Origin of the sequence: Streptosporangium sp. G11, assembly GCF_051192615.1 — a bacterium.
In the GTDB taxonomy this organism is placed as follows: Bacteria; Actinomycetota; Actinomycetes; order Streptosporangiales; family Streptosporangiaceae; genus Streptosporangium.
On sequence record NZ_JBPJUQ010000012.1, the window covers coordinates 92,952 to 107,872 of the forward strand.

The window sequence follows — 14,921 nt, forward strand, 5'->3', positions numbered from 1 at the left end:
TCCCGCTTGCGGATCGCTTGCCACGCGGTTGACGCCGGCCCACCCGTGCGCGGACCTCTGAAGAAGGATTGTCGGTCACGCCACCTACAGTGGGACAGGTGAGGCCGGTAACAGATTTGCAGCGCAAGGTGGCGCCCTTCGACGTCGTCACCGACATGACCCCCTCGGGCGACCAGCCCGCCGCGATCGCCGAGCTCGAACGGCGCCTCAAGGCCGGAGACAGGGACAACGTCCTGCTGGGCGCTACGGGCACGGGCAAGACCGCCACGGTCGCCTGGCTGATCGAGCGCCTCCAGCGGCCGACCCTGGTCATTCAGCCCAACAAGACGCTCGCCGCCCAGTTCGCCAACGAGCTGCGCGAGATGATGCCCAACAACGCGGTCGAATACTTCGTCTCCTACTACGACTACTACCAGCCGGAGGCCTACGTCCCGCAGAGCGACACCTACATCGAGAAGGACTCCTCGATCAACGAGGAGGTCGAGCGGCTGCGCCACTCGGCGACCAACTCGCTGCTGACCCGCCGCGACACGATCGTGGTGGCCTCCGTGTCGTGCATCTACGGCCTGGGCACCCCGCAGGAATACGTCGACCGCATGGTCAGGCTCAAGGTCGGCCAGGAGATCGAGCGCGACGTCCTGCTGCGCCGCCTCGTCGACATGCAGTACACCCGCAACGACATGGCCTTCACCCGGGGCACCTTCCGGGTGCGCGGCGACACCATCGAGATCATCCCCAAGTACGAAGAGCTCGCCGTGCGGATCGAGATGTTCGGCGACGAGATCGAGAAGCTCTCGACCATGCACCCGCTGACCGGCGAGGTGATCACCGAGGACGAGGAGCTCTACATCTTCCCCGCCTCCCACTACGTCGCGGGCGCCGAGCGGATGGAGAACGCCGTCCGGGGCATCGAGGCCGAGCTGGCCGAGACCCTGGAGACCATGGAGCGCCAGGGCAAGCTCCTGGAGGCCCAGCGGCTGCGCATGCGCACCACGTACGACCTGGAGATGATGCGCCAGATCGGCACCTGCTCCGGCATCGAGAACTACTCGCGCCACATGGACGGGCGCACCCCGGGCAGCGCGCCCAACACCCTGCTCGACTACTTCCCCGAAGACTTCATGCTGGTCCTGGACGAGTCCCACCAGACCGTCCCGCAGATCGGCGCGATGTACGAGGGAGACGCCTCCCGCAAGCGCACGCTCGTCGACCACGGCTTCCGCCTGCCGTCCGCGATGGACAACCGCCCGCTGAAGTGGGAGGAGTTCCTGGAGCGGATCGGCCAAACGGTCTACCTGTCGGCCACCCCGGGCTCCTACGAGCTGGGCCGCTCCAAGGGCGACGTGGTCGAGCAGGTCATCCGGCCGACCGGCCTGATCGACCCCGAGGTGATCGTCAAGCCGACCAAGTCGCAGATCGACGACCTGGTCCACGAGATCCGCACCCGTACGGAGAAGGACGAGCGGGTCCTGGTCACCACGCTGACCAAGAAGATGTCCGAAGACCTCACCGACTACCTGCTGGAGCTCGGCATCCGGGTCCGCTACCTGCACAGCGAGGTCGACACCCTGCGCCGCATCGAGCTCCTCCGCGAGCTGCGGATGGGCGAGTTCGACGTGCTGGTCGGCATCAACCTGCTCCGCGAGGGCCTCGACCTGCCCGAGGTGTCGCTGGTGGCCATCCTCGACGCCGACAAGGAGGGCTTCCTGCGCTCGGAGACCTCCCTGATCCAGACCATCGGCCGCGCGGCCAGAAACGTCTCCGGCCAGGTGCACATGTACGCCGACCGGATCACCCCCTCCATGGAGCGGGCGATCGACGAGACCAACCGCCGCCGGGCCAAGCAGATCGCCTACAACGAGGCCAAGGGCATCGACCCTCAGCCGCTCCGCAAGAAGATCGCCGACATCCTCGACTCGCTCAACCGCGAGGACGCCGACACCGCCCAGCTCCTCGGCGGCAGCGGCCGCCAGCAGTCGCGCGGCAAGGCCCCGGTGCCCGGCTTCGCGATCAAGCAGGCGGGCCAGCACGCCAGGGCGATCGCCGGAGAGATGCCCAGGGCCCAGCTGGAGGCGCTGATGGAGTCGCTCACCGAGCAGATGCACCAGGCCGCCACCGACCTCCAGTTCGAGGTCGCCGCCCGGCTCCGCGACGAGATCAAGGAGCTCAAGCGGGAGGTGCGCGACATGCGCGAGGCCGGGGTCTCCTGATCTCGCTTTTTCCCCGGCCGCCCCGGCCGGTACGGTCGTCTGATGCGACGGTGCGCCGGGTGCGGCTGCTGGGAGTACGGCGGGGCGCCCGGCTGCGCCCGGTGCGCGGCGCTGGTCGACCGGATCGTCGAGGACGGCTGGCGGGGGTTTCTGCGAGAGCGGTTCGGCGGGGTCGGATTGCCCGCCGGGTTCGGTGCGCCTGGGCTGTCCGCCGGGGAGGAGTCGGCGATCGCCGAGATGGTCGCCGACGAGCCCGACCGGCACGACTGGCGGGTCGTCGACGGCGCCCTCGACCGGCTGGCCTGCCCCGGCTGTGCGGCCCGCCTCGGCAGAGGCCCCCTGGGCTGCCCGCCCTGCGACCTCGCCGACGGCTTCCGCTACTCGGCCGTCGAGACCGACCGCCCGGGCGTCCCGCCCGGCAACGAGCACGCGATCAGGGTCGGCGTCTCGGTGATCCGCGCCGGGCACCGGCAGTCGCCACGGGCCCTGCTCGGCTGGCGCCTCGGCCTTCCGGCCCTGCTCGACGGCTTCCTCCCCACCACCGCCCAGGCCCAGGCCATGCGGGCCCGCGTCAACGCCGGAGCCACCTACGACGAGCTCGCCGGGTTGTGGGGCTCACCGAACCCCTCCGGCGTGGACGCGGGCCCAGGTTTTGGCCGTGGGAAGGATGTCAAGGACCGATGAACTCGCCGAGGTCGAGGTCGATGTCGACCTCGAAGCCGACATCTGTCTTCAACCGCCCCCGATGAATGCCCGTCGGGACGTGCGCCGCTCACGGCGAGAGGCGCCGTGAGCGGCCGGTCAGCGGGATTCGTCGGGGTGGGTGCGGTTGATCATCGTGCGGTTGTAGAGCTCGTCGATCTGGTCCAGGGGGTCGGGGGCACGGCGGCGCGCCTCGATCTCCAGGTCGGTGCGGCCCTGGATCTCGTCGATGCTCCCGGCCGAGTGCGCCATCTGGTCGTCGCGCAGGTCGGCCCTGATCCTGGCGCAGGACGTGGTCAGCTTGGCGTGGTGCTCGCGCAGGCGGCCCAGCGCCGTGTGGTCGACGTAGGGCGAGACCCGGCGCTCCTGGGCGTAGTGGGCGAGCTGGGCGTCGAGCTGCTCGGCGTGCACCGAGATCTCCGCCACGAGGTGGGGCAGGTCGCCCAGGCCCCAGCCGTCGCGCAGCGCGTGGTCGACGGCCTGGCGGGTCAGGGAGACCTCGCGCCGCAGGTCGAGGCGCATCCGCTCGGTCTCCGCGGCGTCGCCGGTGCCCATCGCCGCCACGTGGGTGGCGACCCTGGTGGAGACGGCCCTGGCCTTCTTCGTGGCCTTCTTGCCGACCTTGACCAGCAGGTAGATCCCGACTCCTCCCAGGAGAAGGAAGAACATCAGGATCACCATCAGGACGATGAGGAAATCGCCGATCGGAGCCACCTCCCGTCAGGGTCCGGACTGAGTGTTTCGAGCATAGCCCGCGCCGCGGCCTCCGCGCGGGCGTCGAGCGGGTGCGGCCTCATCGCAGGCTCGGGGCGGCCGTTCGCCGCCGTCGCCGTATCCTGCGGGTCGCCCACCAGGCGAACAGCGCCAGCCCCGCCACCACCACGATGACCAGGGCCGGCAGGAAGATCGCCACCAGGCTGATGCCCAGTGATCCGGCGTCCTCGACCGTGCTGACCACGGGCGCGCCCACCCCGGCCGTGGTGGCGTTCACCACGGGTCTGGTGGTCGCCTTCATGGTGTGCACGGCCAGGGCGATCGCGATCCCCAGCACCCAGCTGAGCCAGGGGTTGTGGCTCATCCAGGTCGAGCCGTCCAGCCGGGCCGCCGCCTCGGTGGCGCTGAAGACCACGCCGCCGGAGGCCGGACGGACGACGGTCTGGATCATGTCGTTGACGCTGTCGACCACCGGGACCTTGTCGAGCACGAACTCCGCCAGGAGCAACACGCCGATGATCCCGAGCACCCAGCCGTTGGACAGCCAGGCGAACTCCTGCGGCAGCCGTACCTGGTCGGTGAAGTTGGCGAGCAGGCCGACCACCAGCAGCGGGATGTAGGCGTTGAGCCCGGCCGCGGTGGAGAGTCCAAGGCCCGTCAGTGCCGCGAGCATCGCACCTCCGTAGTGTCTCTCTCCCCCTTCAACGGTTCCCGGCCGTGGATCGATCCCGATCCGTCCCCTATCGCGATATCACTCCGGTCTCGGTGTCGATGACGTTCGCGGTCTCCACGACTTCCATGTGGGGCGGCAGCCATCCCTGGCCGGGTACGTAGTGGCGCACCACCTTGGCGGGGATGCCCGCGATCACGCTGTGGTCGGGGAACTCCCCGCGTACCACCGCCCCGCCCGCCACCACGCACTGCCTGCCGATCCGGGTGCCCGGCAGGATGATCGCGCCGGTGCCCAGCCACGATCCCGACCCGATGGACACCGGGTTGTTGCGCGGCCACTGGCGCCCGATCGGTGCCTCGGGGTCGTCGTAGACGTGGTTCTGGTCGGTGATGTAGACGTACGGGCCGGTGAAGACGTCGTCGCCGATGTCGATCGACTGGTGGCCCACGATGTGGCTGCCCCGGCCGATGGAGCAGCTCCCGCCGATTCGTACGATCGAGTCCGGCCCCAGGTCGACCCCGGGACCCATGCCCGCGGAGATGGAGACCCGCTCGCCGATCAGGGTGTGGTCGCCGACCTCGATCCAGGCCTCGCCGAAGACGGCTCCGAGCGGGAACGACAGGCAGGCACCCTTGCCGAGGCGCCGGAAGCGGTATCCGGCGGGGCTGACGGGGGTGACGGCGCCGGCCGTGCGGACCGCCGCCCAGAGTCGGTGGACCAGGCTGCCCAAGGCACGCCGTACCACACCACGAAGTGACATAACGGATCAAATTACCGCTTGGTTGGGTTTGGGGGGAACGTGGGTGGGGGGTTGTTCGGGCACTTCGCCGGTACCGTTTGATATTCTGAGAGCCCGTGGACCTGTAGGCCATTCATAAGGGTGCGCCGACGATCTGTAACGACCACGGGAGCCTTCTTGCGCAGCGCCGCACACACCAAGCATCTGTTCGTCACCGGCGGCGTCGCCTCCAGTCTTGGGAAGGGACTGACGGCCTCCAGCCTCGGGCGCCTTCTCAAGCTGCGCGGCCTGCGGGTCACCATGCAGAAACTCGACCCCTACCTCAACGTCGACCCCGGCACCATGAACCCGTTCCAGCACGGTGAGGTGTTCGTCACAGACGACGGTGCCGAGACCGACCTCGACGTCGGCCACTACGAGCGGTTCCTCGACACCGAGCTGCACGGCTCGGCCAACGTGACCACCGGCCAGGTTTACTCCAACGTCATCGCCAAGGAGCGCCGCGGCGAGTATCTCGGTGACACCGTGCAGGTCATCCCGCACATCACCAACGAGATCAAGGACCGCATCCGGTCGATGGCGGGTCCCGACGTGGACGTGGTCATCACCGAGGTCGGCGGCACCGTGGGCGACATCGAGTCGCTGCCCTTCCTGGAGGCCGTCCGCCAGGTCCGCCACGAGGTCGGCCGCGATAACGTGTTCTTCCTCCACGTCTCGCTGCTGCCGTACATCGGGCCGAGCGGCGAGCTGAAGACCAAGCCGACCCAGCACTCGGTCGCCGCGTTGCGCAGCATCGGCATCCAGCCCGACGCGATCGTCCTGCGCTCCGACCGCCCGGTCACGAACGCGATCAAGCGCAAGATCAGCCTGATGTGCGACGTGGACGAGGACGCGGTCGTCTCCGCCATCGACGCCGCCAGCATCTACGACATCCCCAAGGTCCTGCACTCCGAGGGCCTGGACGCCTACGTGGTACGCCGTCTGGGCCTGCCCTTCAGGGACGTCGACTGGAAGGAGTGGGAGCAGCTCCTGCGCCGGGTGCACCGCCCGGCCAACGAGGTCACGATCGCGCTCGTCGGCAAGTACATCGACCTGCCCGACGCCTACCTGTCGGTCACCGAGGCGCTGCGCGCGGGCGGCTTCGCCAACGACGCCCGCGTCAACATCCGCTGGGTCAAGAGCGACGACTGCGAGACCCCCGAGGGCGCGGCCCGCGAGCTCGACGGCGTCGACGGCGTCCTGGTCCCCGGCGGCTTCGGCGTACGCGGGATCGAGGGCAAGGTCGGCGCGATCCGGCACGTCAGGGAGAACAAGATCCCGCTGCTCGGCATCTGCCTGGGCATGCAGTGCATGGTCATCGACGCCGCCCGCAACCTCGCGGACATCGAGGACGCCGGAAGCACCGAGTTCGACGCGGAGACCACCCACCCGGTCATCTCCACCATGGCCGACCAGGAGGACGTCGTCTCCGGCGAGCGCGACATGGGCGGCACCATGAGGCTGGGCCTCTACCCGGCCAGGCTCGCCGAGGGATCGCTCGCCCGCCAGCTGTACGGCATGGCGAAGGTGGACGAGCGCCACCGCCACCGCTACGAGGTCAACAACTCCTACCGCGAGCAGCTGGAGAAGGTCGGCATGGTCTTCTCCGGCCTCTCGCCCGACGGCCGCCTCGTGGAGTACGCCGAGCTGCCCGCCGACGTCCACCCCTTCTTCATCGGCACCCAGGCGCACCCGGAGTTCCGTTCCCGGCCGACCCGGGCGCACCCGCTGTTCAAGGGCCTGATCGGCGCCGCCCTGACGTACGCCGACATCCGCGGCACCGTCGCGAAGGCCGGGCGGGGCAAGTGAGCGGCGAGGGGGAGGTCCAGGAGGTTCAGGGGGTCCAGGACGCCCTGGAGGTCGTGGACGTTCCCGAGGAGTGGAAGGTCGTCTCCTCCACCGAGCACTTCCGCGGCCGCGTCATCACCGCGGTCACCGACGCGGTCGTCATGCCGGACGGCGAGATCGTCAACCGCGACTACGTGATCCACCTGGGCTCCGTGGCCGTCGTGGCTCTCGACGACAGGGGGCGGGTCCTGCTGATCCGCCAGTACCGTCACCCCGTACGGCGGCTGCTGTGGGAGCTGCCCGCGGGGCTGCGCGACGTCGAGGGCGAGACCCTGCAGGCCGGGGCGGCCCGCGAGCTCGCCGAGGAGGCGGGCTACCGGGCGGGCACCTGGCACACCCTGGTCGACGCCTTCACCTCGCCCGGGATGAGCGACGAGCGCACCCGCATCTTCCTCGCCAGGGACGTCAGCCCCATCCCCGAGGGGGAGCTGGCCTTCGTCCACCGGCACGAGGAGGCCGACATGCCGGTGGCCTGGATTCCCCTGTCCGACGCGGTTCGGCGTGCCATGGCGGGAATGATCCACAATTCCCAAGCCGTGGCCGGTATTCTCGCCGCATACGCCGCTTCGGCGGATGGATTCGCCTCACTGCGGCCCGCCGACGCACCGGAGGCATGACAGGAGGACACCCTGAGCGAGACGGAGGCCGTCCTCTCCAGATACCTCGCCCATCTGGCCGTGGAGCGGGGCCTGGCCGCCAACACCCTGGCCTCCTACCGCCGTGACCTCCTGCGGTACGTGGAGCATCTCAAGCAGCGCGGCCGCGTCACCTTCGGCGAGGTCGCCGAGGACGACGTCAGCGCGTTCGTGACGGCGCTCGGGGAAGGCGACGGGGAGCACCAGGCCCTCGTCGCCGCCTCGGCGGCGCGGGCCGTCTCCGCGGTGCGTGGCCTGCACCGCTTCGCGTTGAGCCAGGGCGTCTGCCGGCACGACCCGGCCCACGAGGTGCGCCCGCCGCGCCAGCTCAGGCGGCTTCCCAAGGCGATCAGCGTTCGCGACGTGGAGCGCCTGATCGCCGCCTCGGGACCCGACGGAGCCCCGCTCACGCTGCGTAACCGGGCGCTGCTCGAACTGCTGTACGGCACCGGCGCGCGCATCTCCGAGGCCGTGGGGCTCGCCGTCGACGACGTCGACCTGGGGGCCGAGGCCCAGCGGGTGCGCCTGCGCGGCAAGGGCGGGCGCACCCGCCTGGTGCCCCTGGGCGGCTTCGCGGGGGAGGCGCTGCGCGCCTATCTCACCCGTGCGCGGCCCTGCATCGCCTCACACGGCCGGGGCACCTCGGGACTCTTCCTCAACGCCAGGGGCGGGCGGCTCACCCGCCAGGGCGCCTGGGAGGTCCTCCAGGGCGCCGCCGAGCGCGGCGGGCTCGCAGGAGTGTCGCCACATATGTTGCGACATTCGTTCGCAACCCACCTCCTTGACGGGGGTGTGGACGTTAGGGTGGTTCAGGAACTACTCGGCCACGCCTCGGTGACCACCACCCAGGTGTACACACAGGTCACGGTCGACAAGCTCCGCGAGGTCTATGCCGCCGCGCATCCGCGCACGCGGGATTGACCTTGCTTATGTCCGGGCGTGCCGCCTTGCCGCATACGTGTTGACGCCATAGTGTCCGTCCGGACGGTCCGGTTAGAGGCCGTCAGGGAGGTTCGACTGGTGACTGTGACCACCGACGGTTCTATCCGGGGAACGACCCCAGCAAACCCCGAGAATCCCTGGGGCGACACCAAGACCGCCGGGACCCCTCGCAGTGGGGGAGTCCTCGGCCCGACCGGGCGTCCCCGCCCGGTCTTCCCCGACCCGCCCCCCCGCACGGTGCACGGACCGGCGAGGGTCGTCGCCATGGTCAACCAGAAGGGCGGCGTCGGCAAGACGACCACCACCATCAACCTGGGCGCCGCGCTGGCGGAGGCCGGGCTCAAGGTGCTGCTGGTCGACTTCGACCCGCAGGGTGCCCTCTCGGTCGGCCTCGGGATCAACCCTCTCCAGCTGGACCTGACGGTCTACAACCTCCTCATGGAGCGGCAGATCACCGCCAGGGACGTGCTGCTGGAGACCGGCGTCGAGGGCATGGACCTGCTGCCCAGCAACATCGACCTGTCGGCCGCGGAGGTCCAGCTCGTCACGGAGGTCGCCCGCGAGCAGGTGCTCGGCCGGGTGATCAAACCCCTCCTGCCCGAGTACGACGTGTGCCTGATCGACTGTCAGCCCTCCCTGGGACTGCTCACGATCAACGCGCTGGCCTGCGCGCACGGCGTCATGGTGCCGCTGGAGTGCGAGTTCTTCGCGCTGCGCGGTGTCGCGCTGCTCATGGACACCATCATCAAGGTCCAGGAGCGCATCAACGACGAGCTGGTCATCGAGGGCCTGCTCGCCACCATGTACGACGCGCGCACCCTGCACGGCCGGGAGGTGCTGGCCCGGGTCGTCGAGGCGTTCGACGAGAAGGTCTACCACACGGTGATCAACCGGACGGTTCGCTTCCCCGACGCCACCGTGGCCGGTGAGCCCATCACCAGCTTCGACTCGTCCTCGCTCGGCGCCAGCGCGTACCGCGAGCTCGCCAGGGAAGTCCTGGCCAGGTGGGCCGCGCTGGAGCGGTGATCCCACCTCGGGGTGCGGGACAATGGAGGGATGACCGAGCAGCCGAAGACCGACGATGACACCTTCAAGGTGCATCTGGAGGTCTTCGAGGGCCCGTTCGATCTCCTGCTCGGTCTGATCTCCAAACACAAGCTGGACATCACCGAGGTCTCGCTCAGCCAGGTCACCGACGAGTTCATCTCCTACATCCGGGCCAGGGGCCCGGAGTGGGACCTGGACCAGACGAGCCACTTCCTGCTCGTCGCGGCGACCCTGCTCGATCTCAAGGCCGCCAGGCTGCTGCCCTCGGGCGAGGTCGACGACGAGGAGGATCTGGCCCTCCTGGAGGCCCGTGACCTGCTGTTCGCCCGCCTCCTGCAGTACCGGGCCTACAAGGAGGTCGTCAAGGTCTTCTCCAGCCGGATGGCCGAGGAGGCGCTGCGCTTCCCCCGTACCGTGCCGATGGAGGCCGAGTTCGCGAGCCTGCTGCCCGCGCTGATCCTCGGGATCGGCCCCGACCGCCTCGCGGAGATCGCCCGGCGGGCCTTCGCCCCCAAGGTGCCTCCGTCGGTCTCGGTGGCCCACATCTACCAACCGCTCGCCAATGTCCGCGAGCAGGCGGTTATCCTTGTCGAGCGGCTGCGGCGGTTGCGCCGGGCGACTTTCCGGGCCCTCACCTCCGACTGCGCCGGCACCTTCGAGGTCGTCGCGCGTTTCCTGGCCGTCCTGGAGCTCTACCGGGAGGCGGCCGTCTCCTTCGATCAGGTGGAGCCTCTCGGGGAGTTGCACGTGACCTGGACCGGTAGTGACGACGGTGACGTCGCCGTGGCCGACGACTACGACGAGACCCTGAACAGCCCGAAGAGAGAGCCCGCCGATGACTGACCTGGCACCCGAGCCCGGTCCGCGTACCGAGCCTGATCCGCGTGCCGAGGCCGGCTCCCGTGTCGAGGTCGGCCCGCGTGCCGAGCCGGAACTGCGCGCCGGGCTGGAGGCCATCCTGCTGGTGGTGGACGAGCCCGTCGCCGAGGTGACCCTCGCCCAGGTTCTGGAACGGCCCGTCCAGGAGGTCGGGCGGGCGATCCGTGAGCTCTCGGCGGAATACACCGGTGCCGGGCGGGGTTTTGACCTCAGAGAGGTCGCGGGCGGCTGGCGGTTCTACACGCGGGCCGAGTGCGCGCCGCTCGTGGAGCGGTTCGTCCGCGACGGTCAGCAGACGCGCCTGACCCAGGCCGCGCTGGAGACCCTGGCCGTGGTCGCCTACCGGCAGCCGGTGAGCCGGGCACGGGTGGCGGCCATCCGCGGTGTCAACAGCGACGGTGTCATGCGCACGCTGATGACGAGGGGGCTGGTCGAGGAGGCCGGCACCGAACCGGAGAGCCAAGCAGTGCTCTACCGGACAAGTTCGTATTTTCTCGAGCGGATGGGGCTGCGGGAGCTCGACGAGCTCCCCGAGCTGGCACCCTTCCTGCCCGACGACATGGAATCCCTAGAGGAGCAAAAGTAGTGAACAACAGGCGCAGTACCCCGTCCGGTGATGGACGCGGTCAAGGCCGTGGCGGAGCCCCGCGCGGTGGCAATCCCCGTGGGGGCTCGCAGTCCGGTGGATTCCGGGGCGGCTCCTCCCGAGGTGGCTCCTCCTCCGGTGGGCCCCGTGGTGGTTCCCAGGGCGGTTTCCGCTCCGACGGTCCGCGCCGTGACGACCGCGGCGCTCCCTCGTCCGGTGGGCCCCGTGGCGGTTCCCAGGGCGGTTTCCGCTCCGACGGCCCGCGTCGTGATGATCGTGGTGGTTCGTCCTACGGTGGTTCTCGTGACGGTTCGCGGGGCCAGTACGGCGCCGGTCGGCCCTCGGGCGGCTCGCAGGGGGGTTCGCAGGGCGGTTACCGTTCCGACGGCCCGCGTCGTGATGATCGCGGTGGTTCCTCGTCCGGTGGTTACCGCTCTGACGGTCCGCGTCGTGACGACCGTGGCGGTTCCTCCTACGGTGGTTCGTCCTACGGCGGTTCCCGTGACGGTTCGCGGAGCCAGTACGGCGCCGGTCGGCCCTCGGGCGGTTCGCAGGGCGGTTTCCGCTCCGACGGCCCGCGTCGTGACGACCGCGGTGGTTCGTCGTCCGGTGGTTACCGTTCCGACGCTCCGCGTCGTGACGATCGCGGTGGTTCGTCGTCCGGTGGTTACCGTTCCGACGCTCCGCGTCGTGACGACCGTGGCGGTTCCTCCTACGGTGGTTCGTCCTACGGCGGTTCCCAGGGTGGTTACCGTTCTGACGGTCCGCGTCGTGATGATCGTGGTGGTTCGTCCTACGGTGGTTCTCGTGACGGTTCGCGGAGCCAGTACGGCGCCGGCCGGCCCTCGGGCGGCTCGCAGGGGGGTTCGCAGGGCGGTTACCGTTCCGACGGCCCGCGTCGTGACGATCGCGGTGGTTCGTCGTCCGGTGGTTACCGTTCCGACGCTCCGCGTCGTGACGATCGCGGTGGTTCGTCGTCCGGTGGTTACCGTTCCGACGCTCCGCGTCGTGACGACCGCGGTGGCTTCCGCGCCGACCGCGACACCTCGCGCGGCAGGCCCGGCTCCGACCGTGGTCGCGGCGACGCGCCCGCCGGTGGCTCCCGTGGCCGTTTCGGCAAAACCGGCCGCAAGGACGACGTCCAGACCATCGGCGGCGACCGCGCCGGGGCGTACGGCGAGCGCCGCGCCCCCGCGGCCCGGCCCGCCGATCGATCCGCCGGCCGGGCTCCCGTGGCCAAGGCGCCGCTCAGGCCGGGCACGATCGCGAACGACCGGTTCAAGACCGCTCGCCAGCCCAAGCGCGACTCCGACTTCTACGACCGCGACTACGTCGACGAGCGCGACACCACCGAGGTTCCCGACGGCATCCGGCTGCAGAAGGTCCTCGCTCAGGCGGGCGTCGCCAGCCGCCGGGCCTGCGAGGACATGATCGGCGAGGGCCGGGTGACGGTCGACGGCCAGGTGGTCCGCCGCTTCGGTGCCCGGGTCGACCCCGCCAAGCAGGTCATCCACGTCGACGGCAAGCGCCTGCCGACCATGCCCGACCTGGTCTACCTCGCGATCAACAAGCCGATCGGCGTCGTCAGCACCATGTCCGACCCGGACGGCCGCCCCTCGCTGGCCGACTTCGTGGCCGACCGCACCGAGCGGCTGTTCCACGTGGGCCGCCTCGACACCGAGACCGAGGGCCTGATCCTGCTCACCAACGACGGGGAGCTGGCCAACAGGCTCACCCATCCGAGCTACGGCGTCCAGAAGAAGTACTGGGCGAAGGTTCCCGGCCGGATCGAGCGCGACCTCGGCCGCCGCCTGAAGAAGGGCGTCGAGCTGGAGGACGGTCTCGCCAAGGCCGACTCCTTCACCCTGGTCCAGGAGCACGGCCAGCAGGCCCTGGTCGAGGTCGTGCTCCACGAGGGCCGCAAGCACATCGTCCGCCGCATGCTGGAGGAGGTCGGGCACCCGGTCATCGACCTGGCCCGCATCGAGTTCGGCCCGGTCAAGCTCGGCCGCCTCAAGCCCGGCACCGTCCGGGCGCTGACACTCACGGAAGTCGGGGAGCTCTACGCCGCCGTCGGGTTGTAGCCTTCCCTGACACGCTTGTTAGGACGCGCCGGATCATCCTCAGGGTGGTCCGGCGCGCTGGATTGGAGGAGCGGCGATGATACGGGCGATTCGAGGTGCGATCCAGGTCGGGGCCAACGACCGGGACGAGATCCTGTCCGGGGTCACCGAGCTGGTCACCGAGGTGATGGGGCGCAACAGGCTCACCACGGACGACGTGATCAGTGTGATCTTCACGGCCACCCCCGATCTCACCGCCGAGTTTCCGGCCCTGGCCGCGCGCAAGCTCGGTTTCCACGACGTTCCGCTGATCTGCGCCTCCGAGATCGACGTTCCCGGCGCGCTGCCCCGCGTGGTGCGGCTGATGGCCCACGTCGACGTCGAACGCTCCCGTCAGGACATCCAGCACGTCTACCTGCGTGGCGCGGTCGCCCTTCGCGTGGACATCGCCCAGTGATCCCCTTATGCGGCACCATCTCGGAGGAGCGCGCGTGAGCGGTCTCGAAAGCGTCCTGGTCGTCGGTACGGGCCTGATCGGCACCTCGATCGCCCTGGCGCTGCGCGAGCAGGGCGTGGCCGTCCACCTGGCCGACCGTGACGCGGGCTCCCTGCGGCTGGCGCGGGAGCTGGGCGCCGGCGTCGAGTGGGCCGAGGGCGTGACCGTGGACATCGCGATCATCGCGGTCCCGCCGCAGGCGGTCGCGGGGCGGCTCGCCGCCCTCCAGGGGGTCGGCGCGGCCCGTTTCTACACCGACGTGGCCAGCGTCAAGGCGCTCCCGCTCCGGGAGGCCGCGAGCATCGGCTGCGACCTGACGACCTATGTCGCCGGGCACCCGCTCGCCGGACGCGAGCGCTCCGGGCCCGCCGCGGCGCGAGCCGACCTGTTCCTCGGGCGCCCGTGGGCGCTGTGCCCGACCGAGGAGACCTCACCCGACGCGGTGGAGGCCCTGTACGGGCTCGTCAAGCTCTGCGGCGGCGAGGCGGTCAGGATCGGCGCCGAGGAGCACGACAGGGCCGTAGCGGTCGTCTCGCACGCCCCCCACGTGACCGCCTCCGCGGTGGCCGCCCGCCTCGCGGAGGCGTCGGCCACCGCGCTCGGCCTGGCCGGGCCCGGGGTGCGCGACGTCACCCGCATCGCGGCGAGCGACCCGAGGCTCTGGACCGGGATCCTGTCGGGCAACGCGCTGCCGGTGGCCGAGGTGCTGGAGGCGGTGGCGGCCGACCTGGTCGCCGCGGCGGCCTCGCTGCGCACCTCGGCCGCCTCCGCCGACCCCGACGCCATGGCCCGCGTCACCGAGCTTCTGCACCGGGGTGTCGCGGGTACGGGCAGGATTCCCGGCAAGCACGGGGGTCCCGCGCGCACCTACGCGGTCGTCCAGGTCATCGTCGGCGACCGTCCCGGTGAGCTGGCCCGGCTGTTCCAGGTGGCCAAGGAGGCGGGCGTCAACATCGAGGACGTCAGGCTTGAGCACGCCCCAGGCCTGCCGCTGGGCGCCGCCGAGCTCTGGGTGCAGCCGGAGGCGGTGACGACGCTGGCCGAGGCCCTGCGCGCGGACGGCTGGCATCTGCCGTGACTCCTACGCGGGGCCTCACCTTCGCGTGATCCCGCCCGCACGTGATCTCGCCTTCGCATGATCTCGCTTTCGTGTGATCTCGCCTGCACGTGATCTCGCTTTCGCGTGACCTCGCCTCCGCGTGGTCACGCTTCAGCGCGACCCTGACCGTACGTGGCCTTGCTTCCGCAGGGCTTCACCTCCATGTGACCTCGCTTCTGCCTGATCACGCGGGCGCGGTGCCTCCACGATGACCCCTTGGCGGGTCGGCGGGGTCCGGCCGCCCACCCG

The 14,921-nt window shown here is 70.3% G+C and carries 14 protein-coding genes; 11 read left to right on the plus strand and 3 right to left on the minus strand.

Features of this window, described 5'->3' with window-relative positions; all coding sequences use genetic code 11:
• Positions 1–98: 98 nt before the first annotated feature.
• Positions 99–2,210 carry an excinuclease ABC subunit UvrB gene (uvrB, locus tag ACSDR0_RS14840; RefSeq protein ID WP_435289370.1) on the plus strand — a complete coding sequence of 704 codons (2,112 nt, stop codon included), beginning with the start codon at positions 99–101 and terminating at the stop codon, positions 2,208–2,210.
• Between the two features lie 42 nt (positions 2,211–2,252).
• Entirely contained in the window at positions 2,253–2,894 is a 642-nt protein-coding gene (locus ACSDR0_RS14845; RefSeq protein WP_435289371.1) for a hypothetical protein, read from the plus strand.
• 117 nt (positions 2,895–3,011) lie between these two features.
• On the opposite strand, the gene ACSDR0_RS14850 is transcribed toward ACSDR0_RS14845, so the two are convergent.
• From ACSDR0_RS14850 to ACSDR0_RS14860, 3 genes are all read right to left on the minus strand, one after another.
• Positions 3,012–3,626, minus strand: a complete 615-nt coding sequence (locus tag ACSDR0_RS14850) for a hypothetical protein (RefSeq protein WP_435289372.1) — start codon at positions 3,624–3,626, stop codon at positions 3,012–3,014.
• Positions 3,627–3,705: 79 nt separating this feature from the next.
• Entirely contained in the window at positions 3,706–4,299 is a 594-nt protein-coding gene (locus tag ACSDR0_RS14855; protein WP_435289373.1) for a DUF4126 domain-containing protein, read from the minus strand.
• Between the two features lie 67 nt (positions 4,300–4,366).
• A complete protein-coding gene (locus tag ACSDR0_RS14860) occupies positions 4,367–5,059 on the minus strand; it encodes an acyltransferase (RefSeq protein ID WP_435289374.1) in 693 nt (230 codons plus the stop codon).
• Between the two features lie 156 nt (positions 5,060–5,215).
• Between ACSDR0_RS14860 and ACSDR0_RS14865 the strand changes: the two genes are divergently transcribed.
• The 9 genes from ACSDR0_RS14865 to ACSDR0_RS14905 all read left to right on the plus strand — a co-directional run bounded on the left by ACSDR0_RS14865 (position 5,216) and on the right by ACSDR0_RS14905 (position 14,651).
• Entirely contained in the window at positions 5,216–6,886 is a 1,671-nt protein-coding gene (locus ACSDR0_RS14865) for a CTP synthase (protein WP_435289375.1), read from the plus strand.
• Positions 6,883–7,542: an NUDIX domain-containing protein gene (locus ACSDR0_RS14870; protein WP_435289376.1), complete on the plus strand. Its 660-nt coding sequence runs from the start codon at positions 6,883–6,885 to the stop codon at positions 7,540–7,542. Before ACSDR0_RS14865 ends, ACSDR0_RS14870 begins: the two co-directional genes overlap by 4 nt.
• Before the next feature lie 12 nt (positions 7,543–7,554).
• The gene (locus ACSDR0_RS14875; RefSeq protein ID WP_435289464.1) at positions 7,555–8,481 is read left to right on the plus strand and encodes a tyrosine recombinase; all 927 of its coding nucleotides are present in this window, start codon (positions 7,555–7,557) and stop codon (positions 8,479–8,481) included.
• Between the two features lie 99 nt (positions 8,482–8,580).
• Positions 8,581–9,528, plus strand: a complete 948-nt coding sequence (locus ACSDR0_RS14880) for a ParA family protein (RefSeq protein WP_329093373.1) — start codon at positions 8,581–8,583, stop codon at positions 9,526–9,528.
• A gap of 30 nt (positions 9,529–9,558) precedes the next feature.
• Positions 9,559–10,392, plus strand: coding sequence for a segregation and condensation protein A (locus tag ACSDR0_RS14885; protein WP_435289377.1), 834 nt, complete (start codon positions 9,559–9,561; stop codon positions 10,390–10,392).
• Positions 10,385–11,014: an SMC-Scp complex subunit ScpB gene (gene scpB / locus ACSDR0_RS14890; protein ID WP_435289378.1), complete on the plus strand. Its 630-nt coding sequence runs from the start codon at positions 10,385–10,387 to the stop codon at positions 11,012–11,014. The genes ACSDR0_RS14885 and scpB overlap by 8 nt, the downstream gene beginning before the upstream one ends.
• 1,232 nt (positions 11,015–12,246) lie before the next feature.
• On the plus strand, positions 12,247–13,098 hold the full coding sequence (locus ACSDR0_RS14895; protein WP_435289379.1) for a pseudouridine synthase: 852 nt from the start codon (positions 12,247–12,249) through the stop codon (positions 13,096–13,098).
• Positions 13,099–13,174: 76 nt separating this feature from the next.
• A complete protein-coding gene (aroH, locus tag ACSDR0_RS14900) occupies positions 13,175–13,534 on the plus strand; it encodes a chorismate mutase (RefSeq protein WP_435289380.1) in 360 nt (119 codons plus the stop codon).
• A 7-nt stretch (positions 13,535–13,541) separates the two neighbouring features.
• The gene (locus ACSDR0_RS14905) at positions 13,542–14,651 is read left to right on the plus strand and encodes a prephenate dehydrogenase (RefSeq protein ID WP_435289381.1); all 1,110 of its coding nucleotides are present in this window, start codon (positions 13,542–13,544) and stop codon (positions 14,649–14,651) included.
• The last annotated feature ends 270 nt before the right edge of the window (positions 14,652–14,921 follow it).

Excerpts from the sequence above, each read along its gene's own strand:
- ACSDR0_RS14885 (WP_435289377.1), top strand. The coding sequence starts at position 9,559 with ATGACCGAGCAGCCGAAGACCGACGATGACACCTTCAAGGTGCATCTG.
- ACSDR0_RS14860 (WP_435289374.1), bottom strand. The coding sequence starts at position 5,059 with ATGTCACTTCGTGGTGTGGTACGGCGTGCCTTGGGCAGCCTGGTCCAC.
- ACSDR0_RS14905 (WP_435289381.1), top strand. The coding sequence starts at position 13,542 with ATGCGGCACCATCTCGGAGGAGCGCGCGTGAGCGGTCTCGAAAGCGTC.
- ACSDR0_RS14845 (WP_435289371.1), top strand. The coding sequence starts at position 2,253 with ATGCGACGGTGCGCCGGGTGCGGCTGCTGGGAGTACGGCGGGGCGCCC.
- aroH (WP_435289380.1), top strand. The coding sequence starts at position 13,175 with ATGATACGGGCGATTCGAGGTGCGATCCAGGTCGGGGCCAACGACCGG.
- scpB (WP_435289378.1), top strand. The coding sequence starts at position 10,385 with ATGACTGACCTGGCACCCGAGCCCGGTCCGCGTACCGAGCCTGATCCG.
- ACSDR0_RS14855 (WP_435289373.1), bottom strand. The coding sequence starts at position 4,299 with ATGCTCGCGGCACTGACGGGCCTTGGACTCTCCACCGCGGCCGGGCTC.